The organism is Frigoribacterium faeni, from assembly GCF_007988805.1.
Classification (GTDB): Bacteria; Actinomycetota; Actinomycetes; order Actinomycetales; family Microbacteriaceae; genus Frigoribacterium; species Frigoribacterium faeni.
Map to the genome: position 1 here is coordinate 22,578 of NZ_BJUV01000020.1, position 15,178 is coordinate 37,755.

Annotated in this window: 13 protein-coding genes; 6 read left to right on the forward strand and 7 right to left on the reverse strand. The window is 71.0% G+C overall.

The window, feature by feature from the left end:
* The 4 genes from FFA01_RS10495 to FFA01_RS10505 are packed head-to-tail and all read right to left on the reverse strand — an operon-like array spanning position 1 to position 4,032.
* Positions 1-1,077: an ABC transporter ATP-binding protein gene (locus FFA01_RS10495; protein ID WP_167627348.1), complete on the reverse strand. Its 1,077-nt coding sequence runs from the start codon at positions 1,075-1,077 to the stop codon at positions 1-3.
* Positions 1,074-1,973 carry an ABC transporter permease gene (locus FFA01_RS16265; protein ID WP_244289802.1) on the reverse strand — a complete coding sequence of 300 codons (900 nt, stop codon included), beginning with the start codon at positions 1,971-1,973 and terminating at the stop codon, positions 1,074-1,076. The genes FFA01_RS10495 and FFA01_RS16265 overlap by 4 nt, the downstream gene beginning before the upstream one ends.
* Entirely contained in the window at positions 1,970-2,896 is a 927-nt protein-coding gene (locus FFA01_RS10500) for an ABC transporter permease (protein WP_371859203.1), read from the reverse strand. Before FFA01_RS10500 ends, FFA01_RS16265 begins: the two co-directional genes overlap by 4 nt.
* Before the next feature lie 2 nt (positions 2,897-2,898).
* The gene (locus FFA01_RS10505; protein ID WP_146855847.1) at positions 2,899-4,032 is read right to left on the reverse strand and encodes an ABC transporter substrate-binding protein; all 1,134 of its coding nucleotides are present in this window, start codon (positions 4,030-4,032) and stop codon (positions 2,899-2,901) included.
* Positions 4,033-4,367: 335 nt separating this feature from the next.
* On the opposite strand from FFA01_RS10505, the gene FFA01_RS10510 reads away from it, so the two are divergent.
* Together FFA01_RS10510 and FFA01_RS10515 are read left to right on the forward strand one after the other, a co-directional pair.
* Positions 4,368-4,793: a DUF3060 domain-containing protein gene (locus FFA01_RS10510; RefSeq protein ID WP_146855849.1), complete on the forward strand. Its 426-nt coding sequence runs from the start codon at positions 4,368-4,370 to the stop codon at positions 4,791-4,793.
* Between the two features lie 56 nt (positions 4,794-4,849).
* Complete coding sequence (locus FFA01_RS10515; protein ID WP_146855851.1) at positions 4,850-7,762, forward strand: hypothetical protein; 2,913 nt, start codon at positions 4,850-4,852, stop codon at positions 7,760-7,762.
* 89 nt (positions 7,763-7,851) lie between these two features.
* On the opposite strand, the gene FFA01_RS10520 is transcribed toward FFA01_RS10515, so the two are convergent.
* Positions 7,852-8,568: a hypothetical protein gene (locus tag FFA01_RS10520; RefSeq protein ID WP_146855853.1), complete on the reverse strand. Its 717-nt coding sequence runs from the start codon at positions 8,566-8,568 to the stop codon at positions 7,852-7,854.
* Positions 8,569-8,805: 237 nt separating this feature from the next.
* On the opposite strand from FFA01_RS10520, the gene nadE reads away from it, so the two are divergent.
* Positions 8,806-9,630 (forward strand): NAD(+) synthase, encoded by an 825-nt coding sequence (gene nadE / locus FFA01_RS10525; protein WP_146855855.1) that lies wholly within the window; start codon positions 8,806-8,808, stop codon positions 9,628-9,630.
* A 116-nt stretch (positions 9,631-9,746) separates the two neighbouring features.
* Complete coding sequence (locus FFA01_RS10530) at positions 9,747-10,595, forward strand: alpha/beta fold hydrolase (protein WP_146855857.1); 849 nt, start codon at positions 9,747-9,749, stop codon at positions 10,593-10,595.
* 284 nt (positions 10,596-10,879) lie between these two features.
* Here FFA01_RS10530 and FFA01_RS10535 read toward each other — a convergent pair whose 3' ends face one another.
* Positions 10,880-11,449, reverse strand: a complete 570-nt coding sequence (locus FFA01_RS10535) for a manganese efflux pump MntP (protein ID WP_146855859.1) — start codon at positions 11,447-11,449, stop codon at positions 10,880-10,882.
* A gap of 247 nt (positions 11,450-11,696) precedes the next feature.
* Complete coding sequence (locus FFA01_RS10540) at positions 11,697-12,503, reverse strand: hypothetical protein (protein ID WP_146855861.1); 807 nt, start codon at positions 12,501-12,503, stop codon at positions 11,697-11,699.
* Positions 12,504-12,714: 211 nt separating this feature from the next.
* Here FFA01_RS10540 and FFA01_RS10545 point away from each other — a divergent pair, with 211 nt between their 5' ends.
* Both FFA01_RS10545 and FFA01_RS10550 read left to right on the forward strand, forming a co-directional pair.
* Positions 12,715-14,085, forward strand: coding sequence for a hemolysin family protein (locus tag FFA01_RS10545; RefSeq protein WP_146855863.1), 1,371 nt, complete (start codon positions 12,715-12,717; stop codon positions 14,083-14,085).
* Positions 14,082-15,122: a hemolysin family protein gene (locus FFA01_RS10550; protein ID WP_146855865.1), complete on the forward strand. Its 1,041-nt coding sequence runs from the start codon at positions 14,082-14,084 to the stop codon at positions 15,120-15,122. The genes FFA01_RS10545 and FFA01_RS10550 overlap by 4 nt, the downstream gene beginning before the upstream one ends.
* Positions 15,123-15,178: the final 56 nt, after the last annotated feature.

Below are 15,178 nucleotides of genomic sequence, written 5' to 3' on the forward strand. Positions count from 1 at the left end.
TCAGCCGATCGGGGCGACGGGCACGGCCCGGGGGACGAACGCGACCAGCACGTCCTCGCCCACGCGCCTCCCGAGGTCGGGCCGGTGGTCGAGGACGACCTGCGTGTCCGTCCCGGTGCGTACGACGGAGCGCGACACCGCGCCACGGAACGACACCGACTCGACGACGCCCGCGATCCCGTGCGGGTCGTCCGTGAAGACGACGTCCTCGGGTCGGATCCAGGCCCAGACGGCACCGTCCGCGGGGGAGCCCACGGCGTCGACCTCGCGGCAGCCCGCCAGACGGACCAGACCCGAGACCACCTCGGCGCGCAGCCGGTTGCTCGACCCGACGAACTCGGCGACGAAGGGGGTGGCCGGTGCCGTGTAGAGCTCCTCGGGCGTGCCGATCTGCTCGATGCCGCCCGCCCGCATCACCGCCACCCGGTCGGCGACCGCGAGGGCCTCTTCCTGGTCGTGGGTCACGAACATCGTCGTGATCGACAGCTCGCGCTGGATGCGCCGGATCTCATCGCGCAACTGCACGCGCACCTTGGCGTCGAGCGCGCTGAGCGGCTCATCCAGCAGGAGGACCCGGGGCCGGGTGACGAGGGCGCGGGCGAGGGCGACGCGCTGCTGCTGGCCGCCCGACAGCTGATGCGCGTAGCGCTCGCCGAGGTCGCCGAGTCCGACGAGGTCGAGCATCGACGACGCGCGCGCACGCCGCTCGGTCCGGTCGACGCGGCGCATCCGGAGGCCGAACTCGACGTTCTGCAGCACGCTCAGGTGGGGGAACAGCGAGTACGCCTGGAACACCATGCCGACGTCGCGTCGATGCGTGGGGACGTCCACCACGTCCCGACCGTCGACGGTGATGGTGCCGCTCGTGACGGTCTCGAGTCCGGCGAGGCTGCGCAGGGCGGTCGTCTTGCCGCAGCCCGACGGTCCCAGCACCGCGACCAGCTCGCCGGGCCGGAGCGACAGATCGACCCCGCCGAGCGCCCGGTGCCCGACGTACTCCTTGACGACCGAGCGGAACTCGACGGCGGCGCCGCCCGTCGCCTCGGCGTGGATCGGGGCGGGGAGGGTGGCGGTCACGAGAGTGCCTTTCGAGCGGGGGCGGAAGGAGGAGCGGAGGGCGCAGGAGGCACGGGTGCGGTCGTCGAGACCGTCGCCGCGATCGGGGTGGCCCGCCCGGCACGCCCTCCGGGTGCGCGCGAGCCGATGCGCCCGATGACGACGAGCAGCACGAACGCGAAGCCGAGGGCCAGGAGCGCGAAGACGACGGCGGCGTAGGGGTCGCTCTTCGAGACCTGGACGAGGGCGGTCTGCAGGGTGACGCGGTTGAGCAGCGACGCGATGGTGAACTCGCCCAGCACGACCGCCACCGTGATGAACGCGGCGGCCAGCAGCCCGCGGCGCAGCGTCGGCACGACGACGCGCAGCATGATCTGCGGCCATCCGGCGCCCAGGGTGCGGGCCGCCTCGGTGAGGGTCCGCAGGTCGGTCCCGGCGAGGTCCGACTGCACCGCCCGGTAGGCGTAGGGCAGCACGGTGATGCCGTAGGCGAAGGCCAGCGTCCAGGCTCCCGAGCCGGCGACGCGGGTCACCGCCGAGTACACCGGGGCGAGCCCGACCACGAGCACGATCGCGGGCACGGTGATCGGTACCAGGCAGACGAACTCGAGGGGCCGCGCGAGCCGGGGGTAGCGCAGGTGCACGAGCACCATGGCGGGCACCAGCAGCACGAGCACGAGCACCGCGGCGACGACGGCCAGCACGAGCGAGTTGGTCACGCCCTCGACGAGGTTGCGGTACGCGCGCTCGTTCTCGGGGTCGACGATGGCGAGCCAGTGATTCAGGTCGTGCCCCGTGCCGTCGGCGCTGCGCAGTGAGAACGCGACCATCGCCGCGATCGGGACGGCGAAGACGAGGCCCACGACGGTCAGCGCGATCCGACGGGCCGCCAGTGAGCCGCGGGTCGCGCCCGTCACCGCTGCCACCGCTCGGTCCGCCGCTGCAGCATCGAGTACAGCGACATCAGCACGGCCATGACGACGACCATGCCGAGGGCCAGGACGCCGGCGACGTTCTCGCGACCGAGCACCGTCTCGCTCACCAGCGCCGCCCGGATCTGCAGCGGGACGATCTGGGCGCCCTGGCTGATGATCGCGGCGGCCGTGGCGTACGACGAGAAGGCGTTCGCGAACAGGAGCAGCAGACTGCCGACGAAGGCGGGGGCGAGCACGGGCACGACGACCGTCGAGAAGTGCTGCCGACCCGTGCCTCCGAGGGTGGCCACCGCCTCCTGCCACTGCGGACGCAGTCCCGAGACGGCGGGCATGAACGTGATGACCATGAGCGGCACCTGAAAGTAGATGTAGGGCAGGAGGAGGCCGGGCACCTGGTAGAGCCAGACGCCTCCGGCGAAGACGTCGACCCCGAACGCGTCGAGCAGCAGCTGCGTCACGACCCCCTGGATGCCGATGGTGGCGATGAAGGCGAACGCGAGCATGACCCCGCCGAACTGCGCGAGCACGCTCGCGGCCGAGTCGATCAGGCCGCGGACCACGCCGTCGGGCCGCAGCGCCGTGAGTCCCCAGCAGACGACGGCTCCGATCACGGCGCCGACGACGGCCGTGACCCCCGAGACCAGGGCGGAGCTGCCGAAGGCGCGCAGCACGCTCGGTTCGGCCAGGGCCGAGAGGTTGTCGAGCGTCACGCCGCCGTCGCCCCCGATGAAGCCGGTGGCGAGCGCCAGCACGCACGGCAGCACGAGGAACGCGAGGACGTAGAGCGCGAAGGGCGTCAGTCCCCACCAGGCCGCCGGACGGCGCCGACCCCCGCGAGGGTCGACGCCGTCGGAGGCCGAGGAGGCGCGGGTCGTCGCCCGGAACCTCCTCGCCACGGTCGTCACGATCAGCCGATCACGGCGGCCCAGCGCTCGGCCAGGACCGCCGAGGCGGCCTCGGTCTGCTCGCTGGTGAGCTGCACGGTGTCGGCGGGCTGCTCGCCCACGGCGTCGAGGGCGTCCTGGTCGACGGTTCCGGCATCGACCATGGCGTCGAGGCGGACGGGGTAGGCGCCGGCCGCGAGGTAGAGGTTCTGGGCGGTGTCGCCCATGATGAACTCCTGCCACAGGCGCGCGGCCGCCGGGTGCGGTGCGTCGACGTTGATGGCCTGGTTGTAGTAGCTGGCGAGGGCCGTGCCGGGCAGGACGGCGGTCTGCCAGTCACGCCCGCCGGCGTCGGCGGCCGCGGCGAGGTTGTTGTAGCTCCAGTCGAAGACCACCGGGGTCTCTCCCGAGGCGATCGTGGCGGGCGTCGGGTCGGTGGGCAGGAAGTTGCCCGCGGCGTTCAGCTCGTCGAAGAAGTCGACGCCGGCCGTGATGTCGTCGGCGCTGCCGCCGTTCTGCAAGGCGGCCCACTGGACGGCCGCGGCGGCCGCGCCGGCCTGGGTCGGGTCGCCGTTGAGGGCGACCTTGCCCTTGTAGTCGTCGCCCAGCAGATCGTCGAGGCTGGTCGGCTCGGGCACGGCGTCGGCGTCGTAGCCGACCGACATGAGGCCGGTGTAGTCGTAGACCCACTTCCCGTCGGCGTCCTTGCGGTCGTCGGCGATGTCGTCCCAGGTCGTGACCTTGTAGGAGGCGAACTGGTCGAGGTTCTCGAGCGTGACGGCCGAACCGAGGTCGAAGACGTCGGGGGCGCCGTCCTGGCCCTGCAGGTTCTGCGCCGCGGTGATCTCCTCGGCGCTCGAGACGTCGGGGTTGTCGGAGTTGACCGTGATGTCGTACTCCTCCTCGAAGGCGTCGATGATCTCGCCGTAGTTCGCCCAGGTGTCGGGCAGGGCGATGACGTTGAGCTCGCCCTCGGCCTGGGCCGCGGCCACGAGGCCGTCCATGCCGCCGAAGTCCTCGGCGCTGGTGGCGGCGGCGGCGTCGACGTCGCCGGCCGCGCCTCCTGAGGTCCCGGCATCGGCGGCGGTGCAGCCGGTCAGGGCGAGGGCGAGGGCGGCGAGCGTGGCGGCTCCGGCGACGTGGCGCTTGTCGAGCATGGGGATCCGTTCGGGTGCGGGGCCTCGGTCCGTCGCGCGTGACGGCGACGAAGGGGTACCGGGCGGCCCAGGGGCACCGTAGGGAGGCGCGGCGACCGGAGGGGGGCGGGTGGGCGTCCCGCAGGTGAACGGTGCGGATCGGTCCGGCGTCGAGGATTCCATGACACGTGAGAGCTGATCATGTCAAATATGAATGCTAATATTTATACACCTCGGTCGTGAGTCCGTCTCCGACATCGACCGAGGCGTCCGGCCGCCGGCCCGCCGCTCTCGCGTCCGCGGCGTCCGTCACCGCTGCCCGCTCTCCACGACACCCACGAACGGAAAGTCTCCTCATGCGCCGAAACCTCCTGTCCATCTCCGCCGGTCTCGCCCTCGCAGCCCTGGCGCTGACCGGCTGCACCAGCAGCGAGGCCGACACCTCGAAGCCCACCCCGACCCCGGCCTCCTCCGAGTCGGCCTCGGCCACGGACTTCCCGAAGCCGACCGGCGAATGCATCGACGGCGTCGCGACCTTCGTCGACAACGACACCGAGTTCGCCCTGCCCGACGGCTGCGAGACCGTCGACATCATCGGCTCCGGCAACACGATCACCCTCGGCGACGTGACCCACCTGATCCTCGAGAGCAACGACAACACCATCGACGTCGACTCGGTCGAGAGCGTCACCAACCTCTCGTTCGGCAACACGGTCCGCCACGGCGGCGACGCCCCCGACGTCCCCACCGGCGCCGACGACGTCGACGTCAGCGCCCGCTGACTCGCATCCCCACCCCCGCCATCGACGATGGCCCCACTGAAGGACACCACCACTCCATGAAGGACACTCCCATGCCGAGGCGCCTCGGCTCCGCCCTGCTCGCGACGGCGACCGTCGTCTCGGGCCTCGCGTTCGGACCGGGTGCCATAGCGGCGCCCGCACCCGCCCCGCTCCCGGCTCCGTCGACCGTCCAGCAGACCACCGTGGACGACGATTCCGTCGTCCCCTCGACACGGCTGGTGGGGCCTCTGGCCATCATCGCGTCGGAGACCAGCGCGTTCGGTCTCAGGGCCGACCCCGACACGATGCGCACCGCCTCTGGCGGGTCCCTCACGCAGGCCCAGGCCGAGGCGGACTTCTGGTCGGTCCCGGGTCTGGGCAGGGTCGGTCCCGTCCGAGGCGTGGGCGACATGGGCGACCGGTGCCTCGCGCACTCGTCACCCGCGAGCTCGTACGTCATGTTCGCGTCGTGCGACGGCTCCGCCGCGCAGGACTGGCAGTGGACCACGATCACGTCCCGCCAGGGCTTCGACCAGGCTCTGACGTCGACGACCAACCCCGACAGGGCCATCGGAGTCAGAGGCGCGGGGACGTACGTCCATGCGATCGAGGGTGCGGATTCGCAGCATCCGTTGGCGCTGGACGCCGGCATGGCCGCCGAACGGACGCTGACGGCCGAGGCGGAGGTGGACGCCCTCGCTCAGAGCGCGGTGATCACTGGTGTCGCGACGACGGGCGCGACGGTGTCGGCCCGTGGGGTCTCGGTCGAGGTGCCCGAGAGCGGCGTCTACTCGCTGACCGTGTCGGATCTGCCGGTGGGGACGACCTCGGTCGTCGTCACGCAGACGCTGCCCAACGGCGTCGATCACGGCACCGCGTCCGTCGACGTCGACGTCCCGGCGTCGGTCGGATCGTTCGTCCCGGTCGAGGTGCCGAGCACCGATCTCCTGCGGGGAACCGACACCGAGGTGTCCGCCGTCGTCGAGACGACGGCGGAGCTGTCGGCGCTGTCGTCGACGGTCACGCTGACCGCGCCCGAGGGCACGACCTTCGCCGACGCGGACGAGCGTCCCGTCCGGTATCTGCAGCCCGGTTCCACCGAGTGGCGGGCCTCGGCCTACCTGCGGTTGACCGCCGGAGTCCTCTCCGACGACCGCACGACCCTCCGGTACACGGCGGACACCTCTGACTCCGGGTTCCAGCTGCCCGAGGGGTCGCGTCTGAAGTTCGACACCGTCGTGAGCACGCCCGCCGATGCCGCTGCGGGCGATGGCCGGTCGCTCGAGCTGTCGCAGTCCGGCACGTCGAACAGCGGGGCCTTCCGGGTCGCGGGATCCAGTCCGGTGTCCGTGGTCAGCGCCTACGCCGACGTCACGCTCGACAACTACGCCGACGGTGACGCGTTCACCCCGGGCGACGTCGAGTTCACCGGCACCGGCACCCCGGGTGCCACGGTGACCGTCGCCCCGACGGTCGGCGGCTCCGTGTCGGCCGAGGTCCGCGAGGACGGCACCTGGAGCGCCGTGCGCTACCTGGGCAACGCCGCGTACACCTTCACGGTGACCCAGGTCGCGAAGAACGGTCAGAACACCATCGAGAACATCCGGCTCTACTCCGACCAGGCCGCCCAGCGCGACTTCCGGGTGACGGCTCCCGCCGCGGGTGCGGGTCACACCGCGGCCGGTTGGGTGACGTTCTCGGGTACCGGCACCACGTGGTCGACGGTGTCGATCACCGACGGCACGGATGCCGCTCCGACGACGGCGACGGTCCAGTACGACGGGTACTGGACCGCCCGCCGCTGGGTCGGCACCGCCACGACGGCCTTCACGGTCACGAGTGCCCGTGCGGACGTCGAGAACGGCCGGCAGACGCTCGAGTTCAACACGGGCGTCTCCGGGCGCGACTTCACGTTCGACAGCCACACCGACGGCGGCACCTTCACGCCCGGCACGGTCGTCTTCCGGGGCGCCGGTTCGACCGGTGACCGGGTCACGATGACCGCACCGGGTCTGTCGCCCCTCGAGGCCACGGTCGACGCGGCCGGCGCCTGGTCGATCCCGCGCTGGCTCGGCAACGGACAGATCACCTTCACGGTCACCCACACCCCGGTCGACGGGGACCCGTCGGAGCGGACGCTCCGTCTGTTCTCCGATCAGGCCACCACCGGTCCGCTCACCGTCGACAGCCCCGTCGACGGCGACGGCCACGACCAGCAGGGCTGGGTGACGTTCCGTGGCACCGGCACCACGTGGTCGACCGTATCGATCGCGGACGGTCTCAGCGGTGCGTCGACGGCGACCGTCCAGTACGACGGCACGTGGTCGGTGCGTCGCTGGGTCGGGATCAACCCGGTCACCTTCACTGTGGCCAGCGAGCGGGCGGGCGTCGAGAACGGCCGTGAGACGATCTCCTTCAACGAGGGCGACACCGTCGGCGACTTCACGTTCGACAGCCACGCCGACGGCGGCACCTTCACGCCCGGGAACGTCACCTTCCGAGGCAAGGCCTCCACCGGCGACACGGTCACGATGACCGCACCGGGTCTCGCGCCCCTCGTCGCCGAGGTCGACAGGAACGGCGACTGGTCGCTCGACCGGTGGCTCGGCAACGGGTTCATCACCTTCACCGTGGTCCACACCCCGGTGACCGGCGACCCGACCGAGCAGACGCTCCGCCTGTTCTCCGACCAGGTCCCGGCCGGCTCCCTGACCGTCACCAGCCCCGTCGACGGCGGCATCCAGGAGGAGGCGGGCTTCGTCACCTTCCGGGGCACGGGCACGACGTGGTCGCAGGTGTCGATCACCGACGGGACGGACGCGCTCCCCTCGACGGCGACCGTGCAGTACGACGGCTCGTGGTCGGTGCGTCGCTGGGTCGGCACCGACCCGGTCACCTTCACCGTGACCAGCACCCGCGCCGGCATCGACACCGGCAGCGAGCGGATCCGCATGAACGGGGCCGAGTAGAGGCCCACCCGAGAGGGCTCGACATGCCGTGCACCGATCCCGGTGCGCGGCATGTCGTGTCTCAGGGGCCGTGCCGCGCCCGGCGGCGGTCAGACGGCGGCGGCCACCGTCGCGACATCCACCAGCCGGGCGAAGTCATCCGCCTCGAGGCCCTCGCGATCGGTCGGACTCGCCACCCACGACAACGTCACCAGATCGTCCTGCGCCACCTGGCAGGCATGCCCCCGTGCCGGTGCGCCCCCGAACGACGCCGCGTACGTGAAGCACACGGCGGACGAGTCGCCGCTCTCGACGAGTCTCCCCTCGAAAGGCGTCAGAGTGAACGTGCTCTCCTGGCCGCTGACACCCGCCGTCGTCGTCGCCGGGCACCCCTCGAGCTCGTCGCGCAGAGCGTCGACGTAAGCGTCGGCGTCGTCGCGCGAGACCACGCCCGTCGTGAACTGCTGTCGATCCCGGGTGAAGACCGCCGTCGCCGAGGGCAGCGACCGATCCGACGTGAGACTGCGGAAGTCCATCGCGCACAGGCCCAGGTCGCCGTCCGCCGGACCGCCGTCCGCGGAGACACCGCTGGGCGACGAGGTCCCGGCGTCGCTCGAGGACCGAGCCAGCGTCCACGTCCCGGCAGCGCCGTCGACGTCCGTCGCGGCGACGACCTCGTCGAGCGTCGGCAGCAGCTCGGCGAGGTCGTCGGCTCCGATCGTCGGCGACGGCTCGTCGGCCGTGGAGCACCCCGCCAGGGCCACGGCGGACGCGACGCCGACGGCGAGCGCGAACGGCAGGCGGAAGGAGGTGCGGGTCGACTGCACGGGAGCCTCTCGTTGGCAGGGCCCTCCGTTCTATCATGCGCGCCGTGGCAAGATCGTTCGAGAAGCCCACCCCGATCGAGCGGAGACCAACCCGTGGCCGAATTCTTCACCATCCTCATCAGCGCCATGACCGTCGTCGGTTTCGTGCTCGTCATCGCCTCGTTCGTCGCCCTCGGCCGCTCGAAGTGACCCGTGCCTCCTCGTGCCGTCGTCGGCGGTGATGGGTATCGTTCTGGCATGAGACCACTCCAGGCCGAGATCGTCGCCGAGCTGTCCGTCCGTCCCGAGATCGACCCCGCCGTCGAGGTCGAGACGCGCGTCGCGTTCCTCCGCGACTACCTCGAGAAGACCGGCGCGGCCGGCTTCGTGCTCGCCGTCAGCGGCGGACAGGACTCCACCCTCGCCGGGCGGCTCTGCCAGCTCGCCATCGAGGGCGTCCGCGCCGACGGCGGATCCGCCGAGCTCGTCACCGTCCGCATGCCCTACCGGGTCCAGGCCGACGAGGACGACGCGCAGCTCGCCCTGCGGTTCATCGCCGGTGCCGAGGGGGTCACGGTCAACATCCAGAACGGCGTCGACGGGCTCGCCCGCGATTACGCCGAGGCGACCGGGGCCGAGCTGAGCGACTTCACCAAGGGGAACGTCAAGGCCCGCACGCGCATGGTGGCGCAGTACGCGCTGGCCGGCGAACGCCGCCTGCTCGTCGTCGGCACCGACCACGCGGCCGAGGCCGTGACCGGGTTCTTCACGAAGTACGGCGACGGCGGCGTCGACCTCGTGCCGCTCACCGGTCTCAGCAAGCGGCAGGGCAAGGCCCTCCTGGCGCATCTCGGAGCGCCGGCCCGGCTCTACGAGAAGGCGCCGACGGCCGACCTGCTCGACGACACCCCCGGTCAGACCGACGAGGCCAACCTCGGGCTGACCTACGCCGACATCGACACGTACCTCGAGGGCGGCGAGGTCTCCGACGAGATCGCCGAGGCCATCGAGGCCCGCTACCTCGCCACCGAGCACAAGCGTCGGACCCCCGCATCGCCCTTCGACACGTGGTGGCGTCGCTGACGCGCAGCCGTCGGCCCTGACGTCGGGCCCTCTGCGGGGGACACCACGTTGAGGTCGGGTCCAGGCGGGCGGGGTTGGGTCGGAGGCAGTTCACCCGACCCACCGAAGGAGCCCCCATGCCTTTCATCACCGTCCCCGACCCGTCCGGCGCCGACGTCGAACTCCACTACGAGGAAGCCGGCACGGGCAAGCCCGTCGTGCTCATCCACGGCTGGCCGCTGAGCGGCCGCTCGTGGGAGGGGCAGGTCCCCGCCCTCGTGGAGGCCGGTCACCGTGTCATCACCTACGACCGCCGCGGTTTCGGTCAGTCGTCGCAGCCCTGGGACGGCTACGACTACGACACGTTCGCCGCCGACCTGAAGGCGCTCCTCGAGGCGCTCGACCTGACGGATGTCACGCTCGTCGGCTTCTCGATGGGCGGCGGCGAGCTCGCCCGCTACGTCAGCCTCTACGGTCAGGACCGCATCGAGAAGCTCGTCTTCGCCAGCGCCGTGCCGCCTTACCTCTACAAGTCGTCCGACAACCCCGACGGTGGAGTCGACGACGACCTCGCCGCCTGGTTCCACGACGGCATCACCGGCGACCGTCCCGCGTTCCTCAAGCAGTTCCTGACGATGTTCTTCACGGCGGGGAACCCGTCGCTGATCAACAAGCCGAAGGTCAGCGACGAGCAGATGGCCTACAACCTGGCCATCGCCGAGATGGCCTCGCCCAAGGGCACCCTCGACTGCACCGTCGCGTTCGCCACGACCGACTTCCGTGACGACCTCACGAAGATCACCGTGCCGACGCTCGTCATCCACGGCGACTCCGACGCGATCGTCCCCTTCGAGGTCAGCGGCAAGCGCACGCACGAGGCCATCGCGGGCAGCGAGCTCGTCGTGATCGAGGGCGCCCCGCACGGCGTCACCGTGTCGCACAAGGACGAGTGGAACGAGCACGTGCTCGCGTTCCTCGCCAAGTAGAACCGCTCTGCGAGCCTCGGCCCGCGCCTCCTCGTCCGCGCATCAGCGGCCGGAGGCGCGGGCCGTCGCCGTCTCCGCCGGCTGCGGCATGTCCGCACATCGTGGTGTCCTCCACAGCCTCGACGACGGGATCCGCACCCCGCGCCTGCCATTCGCCAGGCTCGACGCCTGGCCCATGACGGAGCGGGGGTGCCGTGCCGCACGTGACGCGGGAGTGGAACCACGATCCTCGCGTCGAACCACGAAGCGACGTGGTTTCACGCTGGGCTGGGACGGGCGCGGTGTCAGCCGAAGACGCCGAGGTGCTCGAGCAGGATGTTCAGCCCGATCAGGATGAGGATGACGCCACCGGCGATCTCGGCCGGCTTGCCGAACCGGGAGCCGACGCGTCGCCCGACGACCACCCCGACGAAGGTCAGCACCGCCGTCGTGACGCCGATCAGGGCGATGGCCCCGCCGATCGAGACGGGCAGGAACGCCAACGTCACCCCGACCGCGAGGGCGTCGATGCTCGTCGCGATCGCGAGCAGCAGCAGCTCGCGCAGAGGGAGCCGGTCGGTGTCCTCGTCGGTGTCCTCCTTCGCCGAGAACGCCTCGTAGAGCATCTTGCCGCCGATCAGGGCCAGCAGGCCGAAGGCGATCCAGTGGTCGACGTCCTGGATGTAGGAGGCGAAGGCCGACCCCAGGAGCCAGCCGATGAGGGGCATCAGCGCCTGGAACGCGCCGAAGGTGACGGCGATGACGATGGCGTTGCGCGGCGAGAACCGGCGCATGTGCAGGCCCTTGCCGAGGGCGACGGCGAAGGCGTCGGCGGAGACGCCGACGGCGATGAGGAACAGGGCCCAGAAAGACACGGGTCGGGACGACCTTTCAGCAGGCGCGCGGGCGCGCGACCATGCGCCGGGGAGGACGCATGGAGTCGAGGAGGCGCGGCGACGGTGCCGACGGACCTGACGATCCTGCCATGCCCAGGGCGACTCGACGACCGAAAAAGCCCTGATCAGAGGTATTCGGCGACCCGAATTGCCGACTTCACGCCACCGTGCGCGCGGTCGCGTCGAGTCGAATGGATGCCCGCGGCCCGGGGTGCGCGGCCGACGATCAGTCGGTGCCGTCGATGCCGCCCAGTCGCTCGAGGACGCCGGTGAGGATGGTGCCGGCCGGGTCGGGAAGCACGTGATGGTTCAGGTAGATGCCCTCGAGCCAGGCGAGGACCTCGTCGGCGGGCCAGCCGACCGCGTCCCAGTCGACGCCGGGGAGCGCGCGGGTGACCGGCTGCTCGGTGCCGGGCACCAGCCAGGCCTCGGCGATCGGACGATCGGGGCTGGACGTCGGGTCGGCCGCCCACAGCAGGGCGATCGGGTGCTCCCGGTCGTCGTCCGCCGAGTCGTCGAGCGCACCGTGGGCGGACTCGTCGACGTGGTCGTGCTCGACGTGACCGGCGCCGAGCCAGGGGAGGGTGAGCAGCTCGCCCTCGATGTCGACCTCGATCAGGTCGAGCTTGGTCGGCTCCTCGACCTCGCACACCCAGAGATCCAGACCGGCGTCGTGCCACGCCGCCGCGTCGTCGACGTCGTCGAGGAGATCGGGCAGGAGGCGGTGGAAGTCGCCGAGGAGCTGGGTGGACCAGTCGACGAGCGAGGCGGTGTCCGAGGGGTTCCACGGGCTGACATCGGTGTCGTCGCCCCCGGCGTCGTGATAGTGGAACTCGACTCCGGTCGGCGCCGACTCGAGGTGGATCTGCCCCGTGCCGAAGCCGACGTACAGCGTGCTCTGCCCGGTCTCGTCGTCGTACTCGCCGTAGAGGTTGGGCTTGCCGAGCGTCGTCGGGAGCGGCAGGGTGGCGGCGGGGCGGGTGCCCAGGGCGAAGACGGCCCGGAAGCGGGTCGTCGGCAGCCGGAGGCTCATGTCTGTCACTGGGGTGGTGTCCAATCGGTCGGAACCCAGAGTAGTCATCCGCACCGTCGCCGGTCGCCGCGCTGCACAGGCTGCACGTTCTCAGGTTGCGCGCGGTCGGGGCCTCTAACCTCACGCCTCATGGATGACCCTCCCTCTCACATGCCCTCGCCTCTCCGCGCTCTGATCCAGCCAACGGCTCCGTCGGATCGGGAGGGGCTCCATGAATGAGTGGGTGATGCTCGGCATCGGTCTGATCCTCACCGTCGGCACCGGTCTGTTCGTCGCGTCCGAGTTCTCGCTCGTCAATCTCGACCGCAGTGAGCTCGAGGCCCGTGAGGCCCGCGGGGAGAAGCGTCTCGCCCCGACGATCAAGGCGCTGCGGATCACGTCCACGCACCTGTCGGGTGCGCAGCTCGGCATCACGCTCACCACCCTGCTCACCGGCTACACCTTCGAACCGGCGATCAGCTCGATGCTGTCCGGGCCGCTCACGGGTCTCGGCGTCCCGAGCGCGATCGTGCCGGGCATCGGCGCCGTCGTCGGCATCGCGCTCGCCACCCTCTTCTCGATGGTGATCGGCGAGCTCGTCCCCAAGAACTTCGCTCTCGCCCTGCCCCTCGCCACCGCCAAGCTGGTCGTCCCGTTCCAGGCCGCCTTCACGACGGTCTTCCGTCCGGTGATCGTGCTCTTCAACAACACGGCCAACGCGGTCATCCGGTCGATGGGCATCGAGCCGAAGGAGGAGCTCTCGGGCGCCCGCTCGGCCGATGAGCTCAGCTCGCTCGTCCGCCGGTCCGCTCTCGAGGGTCTGCTCGACCAGGACCACGCGACGCTCCTCGGCCGGACGCTCCGCTTCTCGGAGCACACGGCGGTCGACGTGATGACCCCGCGGGTCCGCATGACGACCGTGCGAGCGACCGACTCCGCCGCCGACATCGTCGAGGCCTCGTTGGCCAGCGGCTTCTCGCGGTTCCCGGTCATCGGCGACGACAGCGACGACATCGTCGGCGTGGTGCACGTGAAGCAGGCCTTCGCCCTCCCCGTCGTCGAACGCGACGGCGTCCCGGTCTCGACTCTCGTGTCGGACGCGCGGTTCGTGCCCGAGTCCATGGGGATCGACACCCTCCTCGGCCTCCTGCGCCGAGAGGGCTACCAGATCGCCGTGGTGACCGACGAGTTCGGCGGCACCGCGGGACTCGTCACCCTGGAGGACCTCGTGGAAGAGCTCGTCGGCGAGCTCGAGGACGAGCACGATCGCGCCCGCGTGGGCATCGTCCGCTCCAAGGGGACGGTCGTCTTCGACGCCTCCCTCCGCCCCGACGAGCTCCTCGACCGGGCCGCCGTGCGCGTGCCCGACGACGGCGACTACGAGACCGTCGCCGGCTTCGTCGCCGAACGACTCGACCGTCTGCCCGAGGTGGGCGACGAGGTCGAGATCGAGACCGGTACGCTCCGCGTCGAGCGCGTGGTCGGACAGCGACTCGAGCGCCTGCGGTTCGTGCCGCGGCCGTCCGAGGCGACCAGCGCCTCCGTCCCCGCCACCGACCACGACCGGGTCGTCGCCGGCCTCCGAGAGGACCTCACCCGATGAGCGAGTATCTGCCCGGAATCCTCTGGCTGGTCGTCCTGCTGGTGGTCAACGCCTTCTTCGTCGGAGCCGAGTTCGCCGTGATCTCCGCCCGGAGGTCGCAGATCGAGCCGCGCGCCGAGGCGGGCAGCAAAGCGGCGAAGACGACCCTCTGGGCCATGGAGCACGCCACGCTCATGCTCGCGACGAGCCAGCTCGGCATCACCGTCTGCTCGCTCGTGATCCTGAACGTGTCCGAGCCGGCCATCCATCACCTCCTCGAGATCCCGCTGGGGCTGACGAGCCTGTCGGCCGAGGCGATCGGCGTCGTCGCGTTCGTCATCGCGCTCGTGCTGGTCACGTTCCTGCACGTGGTCGTCGGCGAGATGATCCCGAAGAACCTCTCCTTCTCGGTGCCCGACCGGGCTGCCCTGCTGCTCGCGCCGCCGCTGGTCTTCGTGGCCACGGTCTTCAAACCCGTCATCTGGTCGCTGAACGGCATCGCGAACGGTGTGCTGCGTCTGTTCCGGGTCGAGCCGAAGGACGAGGCCACGAGCTCGTACACGCTCGACGAGGTGGCGACGATCGTCAAGCAGTCGACCCGCGAGGGGGTGCTCCGCGACGCCTCGGGCACCCTGACCGCCGCGTTCGAGTTCACCACGCGCAAGGTCAGCGACGTCGAGGTCACCATCGACGAGATGGTGCGCCTCGAGCCCGGGGCGACGCCGGCGGACGTGCAGCGGGCCGTGGCCGCCCATGGCTACTCGCGCTACGTGCTGACCGACGACGAGGGCGAGCCGACGGGGTACCTGCACCTGAAGGACGTCATGGACCTCACGACCCCCGACGCGTTCGACGCCCCGGTGCCCGAGAAGCGCATCCGCCGCCTCGGCGCCGTCCCGCACGACGCCGATCTCGAGGACGCCCTCGCCTCCATGCGCCGCAGCGGCGCCCACGTGGCGCGTGCCGTGTCGACGATGGGCCGCACGACCGGCGTGCTCTTCTTGGAGGACATCATCGAGGAGCTCGTCGGGCAGGTCGACGACGCGACGACCGTCTGACGACACGAGCGAGCGGCCGGTCGAGGAGTCGACCGGCCGCTCGTCGTCGGCGCCCC